This is a genomic window from Pseudemcibacter aquimaris, assembly GCF_028869115.1.
Lineage (GTDB): Bacteria > Pseudomonadota > Alphaproteobacteria > Sphingomonadales > Emcibacteraceae > Pseudemcibacter > Pseudemcibacter aquimaris.
This window is the reverse complement of sequence record NZ_CP079800.1, coordinates 3,227,445-3,240,000: the sequence shown is the minus strand read 5'-3', so window position 1 is coordinate 3,240,000 and position 12,556 is coordinate 3,227,445. Positions and strand designations below refer to the sequence as shown.

The following is a 12,556-nucleotide window of genomic DNA, read 5'->3' as shown; positions in this document are numbered from 1 at the left end:
GTTAGACGGAAAGACCCCGTGCACCTTTACTATAGCTTTAGAGTGATAGTGGATATGTTATGTGTAGAATAGGTGGGAGACTTTGAAGCGGTTGCGCCAGTAGCCGTGGAGTCACAATGTGAAATACCACCCTTAGCCTGTCTACTATCTAACCACGACCCGTGAACCCGGGTCTGGGACCCTCTATGGTGGGTAGTTTGACTGGGGCGGTCGCCTCCCAAAGAGTAACGGAGGCGCGCGATGGTAGGCTCAGGTTGGTCGGAAATCAACTGTGAGAGTGCAATGGCATAAGCCTGCCTGACTGCGAGACTGACAAGTCGAGCAGAGACGAAAGTCGGTCATAGTGATCCGGTGGTCCCGCGTGGAAGGGCCATCGCTCAACGGATAAAAGGTACGCCGGGGATAACAGGCTGATAACGCCCAAGAGTCCATATCGACGGCGTTGTTTGGCACCTCGATGTCGGCTCATCTCATCCTGGGGCTGGAGCAGGTCCCAAGGGTTTGGCTGTTCGCCAATTAAAGAGGTACGTGAGCTGGGTTTAGAACGTCGTGAGACAGTTCGGTCCCTATCTGCCGTGGGCGCAGGAGAATTGAGAGGAGCTGTCCCTAGTACGAGAGGACCGGGATGGACACACCTCTGGTGGACCTGTTGTTGCGCCAGCAGCATTGCAGGGTAGCTATGTGTGGAAGGGATAACCGCTGAAAGCATCTAAGCGGGAAGCCCCCCTCAAGATAAGTTCTCCCTTAAGAGCCGTGGAAGACCACCACGTTGATAGGCTGGATGTGGAAGTGTGGTAACACATGAAGCTGACCAGTACTAATTACTCGATCGACTTGAAATCTCATCATGAACAGAGATCAGAATAAAATGATCTCAGAGCAAGGTGCTCATTACATAATACTAATTAGACTTTATAATACTTTTAATTGATCTGGTGGTTATAACAAGATTGTCCCACCCGGTCCCATCCCGAACCCGGAAGTGAAAGGTCTTTGTGCCGATGGTACTTCGTCTTAAGGCGCGGAAGAGTAGGTCGCTGCCAGATCTATTAAGAGTATTATAAACCCCCTCACAATCTCAAAGATCAAAATCAACCGCCCACAAGGCGGTTTTTTTGTATCTGGATTAAATGATAAATATCAGATATAAAAGAATAATTACAATGACGCGGGGTGGAGCAGCCCGGTAGCTCGTCAGGCTCATAACCTGAAGGTCGTAGGTTCAAATCCTACTCCCGCAACCAATAAAAAACCCTAGCCCTCGTGGCTGGGGTTTTTGTGTTTTTGTATACGGCGGTCGAATTGAACTGCTACACGGTTAAATCTTCAGCTAGCATCAAGGCATTGCCATCAGGATCATAAAAGGTTGCTGTTTTAACCATGCCTTTTATAACTTCTGTATCACCATCGAACTTTACGCCGACTTGTTCCAACTTTGCACGGTCACTATCAATGTTCGTGGTGCCAAATACAGGTACGCAATTGCCTGGTGCAGGTTCCGTGTGTTCTCCAAGCCCCATAGTAACACCATCTGTCTTGGTTTGCAGTTCTGACCAACCAACATCGTCAGCATGATATAGAACATCAAATCCAAGCAAGGTTTGATACCATTCGGCACTCTTGTGACGATCTTTAACAGATAAGGCGATTGTGATTGTACTATTTAATGAAATTAATGACATTCTCTTCCCTTTTTAATAAAAATATAGTAACTATATTTTATGGACATTAATTTATTTGTTAACATAACATCAAGGGCTTGGTCAATGCCCATATTATCAAGTCTGTACGAAGGTGTTCCTGGAAGACAGGCGCCGCTATTAAAAGCGACCGGCGCAAGTAGAACGGCTTTTGCACAGAGTATTGCTCATCTCATTGATATCGGGTTGCTTGAAAGAAACCCTGGTTATGGTCATCCATTAAGGCCAGAATTCAGGTTAACGGATACAGGGAAAACGGCCGCATTAATCGCCAGCAAAATTCCTGTCATTTCTGAAAAGGAAGATAAAGTATTATTAAGGCGATCTTGGACTTTACCAATTCTATCCTCACTACAAAAACCAGCACATTTTAATGAAATAAAAAGAAACCTACCATCCATAACGGACCGTGCGCTTTCACAATCATTAAGATCGATGGAAGATAGAAAATGGGTAAAGCGTGATGTTATTGAAGAGGCCCGACCACCGAAGCCCATATATCAATCTATAAATATGGGCGAAACAATAAGTAAATTTATTGCGCCTGAAATTTATTTCTAGGAGTTAGGCTTTATTCTTATTGAACCATGGCAGTGAAGTTAAGCTTTAAACTATCAATTAGTCTTTGACGTGCTTCTTTGAAAAGTTCGCTCTGCATTAATACTTCACTTGTATTGGCTTTATGTTGTCTGTCTAGAAATGCGGCAAAATGGGGTGATTTTTCACCCTGCTCAACAATTGATTGCATCACTTTAGCATCAAATTGATCACTATAAAGACCCGCAAGAAGTTCTACCCATTGTGATCTATATAGAACGGTTGTGCTTTGAATGTTCGCGACGACAGATTTTTTTACATTCTCAAATCCGTGCAAAGTGATCGCTTGTTCCACGACGGCGTCTGATTTAACAGAATCAAGTAGAAGCAATGAAAGACTTTTATGTAGGCCGGAAGAGCGTACGAATTTTAATGCTATAGAATATGATTTATTATTTTGGGCAGCATACTGCTGTGCATAGCCACTGTTTAAGTCTTGATTTAAAAAATCAAGATTACCAGATGTGCGATTTGCAGCCAAAGAAACACTTGTACCGGTAAAAAGAACAAGAATCAGCGCTGTTGAAATTGTTTTAAAAATACTCATTGCTATAAACCCAAAAAATAATCCATCAAGAATATTCAGGTATAAAAGCATGGAAAAATGACACTAGCATTAAGCCAATGTTACAATCGTGTTACATTTTTGTGAAATTACAATAGGTTACGGCCTCCAGCCATTGACGAAAGGTCGATTCGCACGTACTTTTATATTTATGCGATGCTAAGCTAGCATCTAAATATTACAGTAATATGACACTTTGTAATAAAAGTTATATTTTTAAAACAAAAAGGAGTGCAACATGAAAAAAATCGCAATTACATTAATAATGTCATTGGGGATAGGACTAGGAAGTGCGAATGCTGAAGGTATGGCATCACTTGCACTTATGGATGAAATGGCGTCTGATAAACTTGCTGCACGTGATTGGTCGGCCGCAGAAGCAGAACTTGTTTCAACAGATTTTGCACCAGAAGATCAAATCTTTGCAAAAGTAAATCTTGCTTTTCTATATGGTGTAACGGGACGTAAGGATCAGGCGGTTGCATTATACCAAGAAATCATTGATGGTCGTGACAACAGCTTCGCGATGACACTATCTGGTATGCCACGTAAAGTGAAATATATCGCTAAAGACGGGCTTAAAATGTTCGGAAGCTTGTAAGATACTTTAAAATAATCCAATATGCCGAAATTAAATTTCGGGATTAAAGAATAAATGACGGCATATGGGAAAACGATTTTGACCTTTCTGGGTTTGGTGGCGATTACATTGCTGCTATTATCAGAAAGGTCATTTTTATTTGGGGGTGTTCTTTGTTTATTGTTACTCGTTTTATCTTATATAGATTTGACGAAATATAAGATACCCGATTGGATCAATGCTCTTATTTTAATAACCGGCGTTCTTTTTAATATATATAATGACCATGACTTACTTAATGCACTGATTTCCTTTTTGATTGCTGGAAGCCTTTTTTATTTCATTTCATTTTTATTTTTCAAAATTAAAAATCGTCAAGGCCTTGGTGGCGGTGATATAAAGCTTTTTGCCGCTAGTGCCGTTTGGCTTAATTTTTATTTTTTACCATTTGTTTTATTAATCTCATCCTTAAGCGCACTTATATATGCCGTACTATCAAGAAGCACAAAAATTCCTTTTGGCCCTTTTCTGGCAATAGGGATATGGGTCACATGGCTTTTTGGATCTGAATTGTTGGAATTGCTATCAACGATCCGATTTTAATAAAATATTAAAGACTATGACATTTGTCATATTTGTCACATTTGTATCATTTGAGTGAAATATAACCGTCACATAACCCCCGTATGAATCGCGATGAACAGTGGACTCAGGTGAGTCTACTGAATGATTTGTAACTTAAAATTTTTTACGGGGTCTTAAATGATTACTCTAAATAATATGAAGAAGGCGTTTTTCATCGCAATGACTGCGTCTACTCTTACGGCTTGTTTGGGAGGGGATAAAAACACCGAACTTGCTTCACTTGGTGAAACAGGTGAAAACCCTGGAACAGGTGGTTCTGGTGGTTCTGGCGGTTCAGGTGGCGGAGGTTCCGTTGAATCTTGCCCAACAGGTACTGTTGAAGTGGCACTTGGTACTGGCGCAGCGTGTCAGGTTTCCGGAACACTAACATCTGATCTAACGCTTACATCGGGTAATACATATGTATTAAACGGTAAAGTAACTGTTGGTCAGGAAACAAATTCAGACGGTACTGGCGGTACACGCGCAGAGCTTACAATTGAGCCAGGCGTAACAGTTGCCGGTCTTAATGCTAACTCATTCCTCGTAATCTCACGTGGATCTTCGATCGACGCGAGCGGTTCTGCAAGTCAGCCGATTATCTTTACATCTGCTGCAGAAATTCTTCGCGGTGTTAACGCAACACCAATCGCACTAAACGAAGGCAACACAGCTGAGTGGGGCGGTATCGTTGTAAACGGTCTTGCGCCAATCAACGGTTGCGCAAGCGGTATCTGTGAAGCGGCTGCTGAAGGCGATGCTGGTAACTATGGTGGTGCTGATGCAGCAGACAGTTCAGGTACAATGCGTTATGTGCAAGTTAAATACGCTGGTAACATCATTACTGACGATGACGAGCTAAACGGCATCGCATTTGGTGGTGTTGGTAGCGGTACCACACTTGATTACATTCACGTTCATAACGGTGCGGATGATGGTGTTGAGTTCTTCGGTGGTACAGCCAACATCAAACACCTTGTTATCACAGGTGCTGACGATGACAGTCTTGACTGGACAAAAGGCTGGCGCGGTAAAGCACAACACGTGCTTGTGATGCAAAATGATAATCAACCTGCATCTGACCAAGGTATCGAAGCGGATAACAATGGTTCAGATAACGATGCAACACCATATGCACAGCCAACTCTTGCGAACGTAACGCTTATCGGTGGTAACACACAAGGTGACATTGGTATGCTTCTTCGTGAAGGTACTGGCGCAAAGATTTATAACACTGTTGTAGCTGGCTTCCTTGATTTCTGTCTTGATATCGACCAGGCATCAACATATGCGCGTCGTGATGGTGCAGATGGTATTACAATCGAATCAACACTTCTAAGCTGCGGCACTGCATTTGCATCTGATACAGAAGATGGCGATCTTGAAGCGTGGTTCACAGGTCAACCAAATAACGCGGTTGCAACATCAACACTTTCAAGTTTCTTTAACGGTAACACTGAAAACACACAAACAGCGACAGACGTAAATGCAATTGACGCTTGGTTCGACGTGACAGATTACATCGGTGCGGTTAAATCAAACGCTGCTGTTGATAACTGGACACTTGGTTGGACTTACGGTATCAACCCGAACCCTGTATGTCCTGCTGGTACAACACCAAATGGTGCAGGCGGCTGTATCATGGAAGGTGTATACACAGGTAACATCACTCTTCAATCCGGTCTTGACTACATTCTTCGTGGTAAAGTGGTGATCGGTGAAGATCAGGGTCCTGATGCGACTGCACCACTTGCTGGCATGGATGCTGGTGTACTAACAATTGACGCTGGTGTTGAGCTTCAAGGTGAAGATGCTAACTCATTCCTTGTTATCTCACGTGGTTCACAAATCCTATCAAACGGTACAAAAGATGCACCGGTTGTAATGACAGCAACAAATGATGCGGGTCGTAACCTGAACACTGATACAGCTCTATGGGGTGGTGTTGTGATCAATGGTCGCGCAACAATCAACGGCTGCGCGGTTGGTATCTGTGAAGCAGCAGCTGAAGGTGACGCTGGTAACTATGGTGGTAACGATGATGACGATGATAGTGGTCAGCTTTACTACACAGTGGTTAAATATGCCGGTAACATCATCACGGATGATGACGAGCTAAACGGTATCGCATTTGGCGGTGTTGGCCGTGAAACAGAAGTTGACTACGTACAAGTACATAACGGTGCGGATGACGGTGTTGAGTTCTTCGGTGGTACTGTTCGCGTGAAACACCTTGTTGTTACAGGTTCTGACGATGACAGTATTGACTGGACAAAAGGCTGGCGCGGTGCAATTCAGCATGCGGTTGTGGTTCAAAATGATGAACAGCTTGCATCTGACCAAGGTATCGAAGCGGATAACAACGGTTCTGACAATGACGCAGCACCATTTGCACAACCACTTCTTTCCAATATCACATTGGTTGGTGGCGATACAAATGGCGATATCGGTATTCTTCTTCGCGAAGGTACAGGCGCCAAAATCATCAACGTTGTAACTGAAGGTTTCAATGACTTCTGTCTAGACCTTGATCAGGCGTCAACATACTCACGTCGTGACAGTGCAACACCTGGTGAAGGTATCACAATCACTTCAACATACCTAAGCTGTGGAACATCATATGCTTCTGATACAGAAGACGGTGACCTACAAACTTGGTTCGAAGGTCAAGACGACAATGACACTGGTGTAACAACACTATCAGCACCAGCTGGCGGTTCACATGCCTACATCAACGGTACAAATGAAAATGCAGTAGATGCAACAGACCCAGCAACGCTTGGTACTTGGTTCGATGCAACAGATTACATTGGTGCGGTTGAGAACTCAGGCAGTAACTGGACTGAGGGCTGGACAGTCTGGCTAAACGAGTAAACGCAAAACGATAGTGCTGTGGCGGGTTCGCCTGCCACGGCAATTTTTATTGCGAAACTACGGTGAATAAAATGAATATATTTCAAAAATCTTTTAAAGGCGCGCTACTTGCTTCATGTGCAATGGTTTCACCAAACCTGGTGATGGCACAGGAAACAACCGCTCAACAAGCTGATCCAGATAATGTGGATACAGTTATTGCAGTAGGCCGCTATATTCCGGACGAGAAAAGATCGACTTCGGAAATTTCTAACGTTTTGACGGCAACAGATTTAACATATGCTGGTGATAGTGATGTTGCTGTTGCGCTAACGCGTTTGCCTGGCATTACACCGGATTCTTCTGGTAAATATGTTGTGGTGCGTGGTCTTAGTGAACGTTATACATCGACGCTTCTAAATGGTATGGAGCTTCCGTCTCCTGATCCGCTTAAGCGTGCTGTACCGCTTGATATTTTCCCAACATCACTTGTCAGTGGTGTTTTGGTGCAAAAAACTTATTCCGCAGAATATCCTGGTGCTTTCGGTGGTGGTGTGGTTGATATCCGCACGATTGCTGTTCCGGATGATACATTCTTCGAAATGGGTTTTGATGCCGGATTTAATACGGAATCAACATTTAAAGACGGCCTACAGTATGACGGCAGTGATACTGATTGGTTGGGCTTTGATGATGGTAAACGTGAATTACCTGCTGCAATTGCTGCGAACCCGACGTTAGAGGGCATGTCACCGGAAGAGCTAGAAGCAGCCGGTGAAGCTTTCCCTAACCTTTGGTCAATTGATAATCAAAAACTTGCTGCGGACTTCGGTTTTAGCGCCGCAGGCGGTAGTAGTGTATTTATCGGTGACGAAAGTGAACTTGGATTTGTTGCAGCCATCGATTATGGCAGCCAGATGCGTAATCTTTTTGGTCAAAGAACAACATATCAGGCATCAGGAGCAACTGATTCCGGTCTTGAACCTGACCGTGATATGAGCCCAGATGCATGTATTGCAAACGGTGTTGATGCCAGTGATTGTGGTTACCGTTTAACAACATGGGATATTGATCTTAATGCCTTTGCAGCCGCAGGCTTAAAGATCAATGCTGATCATAGTATCAAATATACAAGTCTTCTTCTTCGTTCTAGTCAACAACAGGTTGAAATCCAGCAGGGTACAACGAACTCTGAAGACATGGCGAACTTTACACGCCTTGATTGGAAAGAGCGTCAGGTTTGGTCACATGCCCTTGATGGTGAACATGCTTTTGATTTTAATTTCGATGAAATGACAGAACTATCATGGTTTGTGAACTATACGGAAGCATCACGTGATGTGCCACTGCGTCGTCGTTTTAACTATATTTACGACATCAGCAGAGAAGTATGGCAACTGAATGCGCGTTCTATCGGTAACAGAACCGAATTTGGTATGATGAACGATGAATCGCTTGATATGGGTTTCCGCGTAAAACAACCACTTTATATTAATGGTTATTCTTTTGACCTTAAATTCGGTGGTAGTTACAACGAGAAAACACGTTCATCTGATTATCTGAAATATCACTTCGATGTTGGTCCGGTTACCAATTATGAACTTCTTACATATGTTCCGGAAATTGTATTTGGTCCAACAAACATTGATCCAAATGGTATTTTCCTGCGCGAAGTATTTGATGCCTCAAACGCATTTAACGCTGATTTTGAGAACAAGCAGTTCTTCACTCAATTTGATTATCAAATCAATGATGAAGTTCGCGTATCCGGTGGTGTTCGTTTTGAAGACAGTCTTCAAACTGTTCTGACAAATGACCGTACAACCAATGTTCCAATTGCGGTAAATCAGGAAAAGCAATCATGGCTTCCTTCTGCGACAGTTACTTGGGAATTTGAAGAAAATATGCAAGTCCGTCTAGGTTATTCTGAAACATTGAACCGTCCAGATAGCCGTGAACTTGCGCCAGTATTCTTCGTTCGTGAAGATGGTCGTACGGAAAAGGGTAATTCTGATCTTGAAATAGCGACAGTAAGAAACTTTGACGCTCGTTTTGAATGGTATTTCAATGATGGTGAAAGCTTCACACTTGGTGCATTCTATAAAGAAATTGATAACCCGATTGAATATTCAATTCTTGCACGTGGTGACGGCGAAGCAGATACAATCGCAAACGCTGAAAAAGCCAAGCTTAAAGGTGTTGAAATTGAACTTGAAAAAACACTTGGTGAATGGGAAGATCGCGAGTTTTTCCTAAAAGTGAATGGTTCATACATCGATTCAGAAGTAACACGTAGTGCTGCGAAATTCGGTGACGTAACAAATTTGGTTGGCCGCCTTCAAGGTCAGTCTGATTATGTTGCCAATGCGCAGATCGGTTTTGAAAACCTTGTGAACGGAGAAAGATTTAACATCATTCTTAATTATCAAGGGGACCGCATTTACCGTCTTGGTACTTTCTCAAGACCGGACCTTGTTGAAGAAATGCCGTTTGAGCTGAATATGCTTTATACGCGTGATTTCGAACTTGCAAGCGGTGCGATCATTACCGGAACACTTAAAGCCAAGAACCTTCTTAATGAAACACCAGTTCGCAAGCAAGGTACTGAAATTGCACAGCAATATGTTGCTGGCCGCAGTTTCTCAATTGGCTTCAAATATGCATTCTAACATAAAATAACATTAATCTTTTTCACTAAGGCCCGGAATTTTTCCGGGCCTTTTTGTTACGTTGGCGGCGGTTACACTGCAATATTTCTGTAGCATTACTGACACATTTCCATAACAAAAATTGGCTAAAAATGTAGCAAATCACAGGACTGATTCTTGTGAGAGTAAATGTGAAATTTAAAAGTATGACTGAACAAATAGCAGATAAAGAAAAGAAATTTTCTACGGCACAATTGCCAAAAGCATTTAAGGTTTCGATCGGTGTTTTTGAAATTGCTGCTGTCGTAATTTTGGCCTTTATCGGGTCAAAAATTGTTTCACATATGATAACAGATCCAATGCGGGTTTCTACAACCGTTATTCCTGTTGCTACTGCGAATAATGATAAAGCAACAACAAGCGATTTTAAAACGGTAATGTCGTTTGATGCTTTTTTCGGCGGGTTAGCATCATCTGATACGGTGCGCACGGCAAATATGCCAGAAAGCACCATTGATTTGAAAATCTTTGGATTAAGAAGTGCTGGCAATGGCCACGGAACCGCCATCTTAAAACCACAAGGCGAAGTGCAGAAATTATACCGCGTCGGCGAAAATATCACTGGAAACATCAGACTTTCTGCCGTCTATCCCGATCATATTGAGATCAACCGAAACGGACAGATTGAAATTATCTATCTGAATAAAGATAGACGCATCGCCAGTTCGTCACATAACGTCAATACAGATACAAACGACATCGCCGCATCATCATCAAATATTGACACTGTAATCGATGGCCTTGACCTGGAAGCGTTTCGTAAAAACAACAGAATTACAGGTTTTGTGATCGGTAATGACGCCAATGATGTGATGCTGCAAATGGCAGGTTTGCAAAAGGGCGATATTTTAAATTCCGTTAATGGAGAAACGCTTCATTCCTGGGAACGTATAAGCGAAATCTCTTCAAATACATCAACAGGTTCATTGGAAATTATCTTGGAAAGACATGGTGCGAGCATGTCCGTTTCCTTGCCGGGTACAATGTTAGGACAATAATCTTGAAAAAATTAATTTTATCACTTTTCGTCTTTCTTAGCTGTTCTGCGAATGCACAACAGGGTGGTATTACGTTGAATTACAGGGATGCTGAACTAAAATCCTTTATTGAAGATGTTGCCATCGAAACACGAAAAACATTCATCATTGATCCATTGGTCGCGGGTAAGGTGAACCTTATTTCATCAGAACCAATTACCGGCAACGCGCTTTATGAAACCATGCTTTCTGTACTTAAAGTCAATGGCATGGCGGCGGTACCGTCTGCTAATGGTGTTATTAAAATCACAAAAGGCGAGCTGGCATCAACGGGTGCGGGTCTTTCAAGCAATAATATCACCGGTGATCAGCTGGTCACGCGTGTATTTTCCATAAGATATGTTGATCCGGTCATGGTGTTTAATGCACTGAAGCCATATGTCGCAGCATCTGGCAATGTATATGGCAGAGAAGGTCTTCCGGTGGTGATCGTTACAGATACGGCAGATAATCTTGTGCGTATTTCAAATGTTGTGGCCAATATCGATGTGGATCAAGCCGAGGTAAGAACATTAAATTTAAAGCATACCTCCCCCGTTGAAATGGCTGAAATTACCAAAGAACTGACGGCACAGTTCGGGTATAACGGCGACAATAGATCTTTAATTCAGGCAATTCCGGTGAAGGGCAGCAGATCACTTATTTTAAAAGGAATGCCAGAAGTTCTTGATCAGTATGTGCCGATCATTTCGGATATTGATAACAATAACGCAAGCCGTGGCGACATGCGCCTTATCAGGCTTAGATACGCGAAAACCGAAAATATTTTACCTGTTTTGCAACAGCTTGTGAATGCGATCCAGAACGAAAATGGTGAAAGCACGGGTGGTCAGGCAAATAGCGACATTACAATCGCTGAATATACCGGTACCAATTCACTTGTGATTAACGCAGCCCCTGAAATTCAACAGCGCTTGGCCGAGGTCATTGAACAATTGGATATTCCGCGTGATCAGGTGCTTGTGGAAGCTATTGTTGTAGAAGTTTCTGAAAATGCATCCAAGGAACTTGGGTTGCAATATGTCCTCGCTGGTGGCGATAGCAGCAATATCCCTTTTACAGTTGCCAATTATTCAAATTCTGCGCCAAATATTCTTGCGGCAACGGGTGCGATCGTAGTTGAGGATGATGGCGATAATAATTCAAATAGCGCGTCACAAATATTAAAAGCCGCCGCAGTGGATAGCTTTCTTGGTCTTGACGGTTTTGCCGCCGGTGCAGCTGGAAGATTTTCCGATGGCGGTGTATTTGGTGTGATATTAAATGCGCTGGCAACCGATACAGATAGCAATATTCTTTCAACACCATCGGTGATGGCGCTTGATAATGAAACGGCATCGTTCCTTGCGGGTCAGGAAATCCCGATTACGACAGGTGAGACACTTGGTGCCGCAAACAGTAATCCTTTTAGAACAGTTGAGCGCAAGAATGTAGGTATTCAGCTTGAAATCAAACCGCAAATCAATGACGGCAATGAAATTCGTCTTGAAATTCGCCAGGAAGTATCCTCAATTTCCGGTCCGGTAAGTGCCATTTCAACGGAACTTGTGACAAATAAGCGCGAAATTCAAACGACAGTACGGGTCACTGACGGCGATGTTGTCGTGCTTGGTGGGTTGATTGAACAGAATGAACGTATCAGCGTCGATAAAATTCCACTACTGGGGGACATTCCGGTTCTTGGTCGTGCCTTTAGATCAGAAGGCAAAACGAGAGAAAGTAAAAATCTGATGATTTTCTTAAGACCAACAATCGTTAGAAACAGTTCAGAAATGGCCGATGTCACGGGGCAAAAATTTCAATATATGCGTGACCGCCAAATCATATCAGGTTCCGACTTGTCACTTGATGACTTGATGGAAAACGTCCTTAGTTCAAAAGATAGAGATTAA

At 42.9% G+C, this 12,556-nt stretch carries 9 protein-coding genes, 1 tRNA gene and 2 rRNA genes (1 of these 12 running past the window's edge); 10 read left to right on the top strand and 2 right to left on the bottom strand.

Features of this window, described 5'->3' with window-relative positions; all coding sequences use genetic code 11:
- The 3 genes from KW060_RS15220 to KW060_RS15210 all read left to right on the top strand — a co-directional run.
- Nucleotides 1-842: ribosomal RNA gene (locus tag KW060_RS15220) — 23S ribosomal RNA — on the top strand; it begins 1,909 nt to the left of the window's first position.
- 89 nt (nt 843-931) lie between these two features.
- Nucleotides 932-1,046: ribosomal RNA gene (gene rrf, locus KW060_RS15215) — 5S ribosomal RNA — on the top strand.
- A gap of 121 nt (nt 1,047-1,167) precedes the next feature.
- A tRNA-Met gene (locus KW060_RS15210) sits at nt 1,168-1,244 on the top strand.
- Nucleotides 1,245-1,310: 66 nt separating this feature from the next.
- On the opposite strand, the gene KW060_RS15205 is transcribed toward KW060_RS15210, so the two are convergent.
- Nucleotides 1,311-1,682: a VOC family protein gene (locus tag KW060_RS15205; RefSeq protein ID WP_249036283.1), complete on the bottom strand. Its 372-nt coding sequence runs from the start codon at nt 1,680-1,682 to the stop codon at nt 1,311-1,313.
- Between the two features lie 39 nt (nt 1,683-1,721).
- Between KW060_RS15205 and KW060_RS15200 the strand changes: the two genes are divergently transcribed.
- Nucleotides 1,722-2,261 carry a winged helix-turn-helix transcriptional regulator gene (locus KW060_RS15200; protein WP_420833132.1) on the top strand — a complete coding sequence of 180 codons (540 nt, stop codon included), beginning with the start codon at nt 1,722-1,724 and terminating at the stop codon, nt 2,259-2,261.
- 16 nt (nt 2,262-2,277) lie between these two features.
- Here KW060_RS15200 and KW060_RS15195 read toward each other — a convergent pair whose 3' ends face one another.
- Nucleotides 2,278-2,844, bottom strand: a complete 567-nt coding sequence (locus tag KW060_RS15195; protein WP_249036281.1) for a hypothetical protein — start codon at nt 2,842-2,844, stop codon at nt 2,278-2,280.
- A 256-nt stretch (nt 2,845-3,100) separates the two neighbouring features.
- Between KW060_RS15195 and KW060_RS15190 the strand changes: the two genes are divergently transcribed.
- The 6 genes from KW060_RS15190 to gspD all read left to right on the top strand — a co-directional run bounded on the left by KW060_RS15190 (nt 3,101) and on the right by gspD (nt 12,556).
- A complete protein-coding gene (locus KW060_RS15190) occupies nt 3,101-3,463 on the top strand; it encodes a hypothetical protein (protein WP_249036280.1) in 363 nt (120 codons plus the stop codon).
- Nucleotides 3,464-3,517: 54 nt separating this feature from the next.
- Nucleotides 3,518-4,045: a prepilin peptidase gene (locus KW060_RS15185; protein ID WP_249036279.1), complete on the top strand. Its 528-nt coding sequence runs from the start codon at nt 3,518-3,520 to the stop codon at nt 4,043-4,045.
- Between the two features lie 159 nt (nt 4,046-4,204).
- Complete coding sequence (locus KW060_RS15180; protein ID WP_249036278.1) at nt 4,205-6,940, top strand: hypothetical protein; 2,736 nt, start codon at nt 4,205-4,207, stop codon at nt 6,938-6,940.
- Between the two features lie 71 nt (nt 6,941-7,011).
- The gene (locus KW060_RS15175) at nt 7,012-9,588 is read left to right on the top strand and encodes a TonB-dependent receptor domain-containing protein (RefSeq protein WP_249036277.1); all 2,577 of its coding nucleotides are present in this window, start codon (nt 7,012-7,014) and stop codon (nt 9,586-9,588) included.
- 185 nt (nt 9,589-9,773) lie between these two features.
- The gene (locus KW060_RS15170) at nt 9,774-10,625 is read left to right on the top strand and encodes a type II secretion system protein N (protein ID WP_249036276.1); all 852 of its coding nucleotides are present in this window, start codon (nt 9,774-9,776) and stop codon (nt 10,623-10,625) included.
- Nucleotides 10,626-10,627: 2 nt separating this feature from the next.
- Nucleotides 10,628-12,556 carry a type II secretion system secretin GspD gene (gspD, locus tag KW060_RS15165; RefSeq protein ID WP_249036275.1) on the top strand — a complete coding sequence of 643 codons (1,929 nt, stop codon included), beginning with the start codon at nt 10,628-10,630 and terminating at the stop codon, nt 12,554-12,556.

Coding starts and splice junctions, on each gene's coding strand:
- KW060_RS15185 (WP_249036279.1), top strand. CDS start 3,518: ATGACGGCATATGGGAAAACGATTTTGACCTTTCTGGGTTTGGTGGCG.
- KW060_RS15170 (WP_249036276.1), top strand. CDS start 9,774: ATGACTGAACAAATAGCAGATAAAGAAAAGAAATTTTCTACGGCACAA.
- KW060_RS15195 (WP_249036281.1), bottom strand. CDS start 2,844: ATGAGTATTTTTAAAACAATTTCAACAGCGCTGATTCTTGTTCTTTTT.
- KW060_RS15175 (WP_249036277.1), top strand. CDS start 7,012: ATGAATATATTTCAAAAATCTTTTAAAGGCGCGCTACTTGCTTCATGT.
- KW060_RS15180 (WP_249036278.1), top strand. CDS start 4,205: ATGATTACTCTAAATAATATGAAGAAGGCGTTTTTCATCGCAATGACT.
- KW060_RS15200 (WP_420833132.1), top strand. CDS start 1,722: ATGGACATTAATTTATTTGTTAACATAACATCAAGGGCTTGGTCAATG.
- KW060_RS15205 (WP_249036283.1), bottom strand. CDS start 1,682: ATGTCATTAATTTCATTAAATAGTACAATCACAATCGCCTTATCTGTT.
- KW060_RS15190 (WP_249036280.1), top strand. CDS start 3,101: ATGAAAAAAATCGCAATTACATTAATAATGTCATTGGGGATAGGACTA.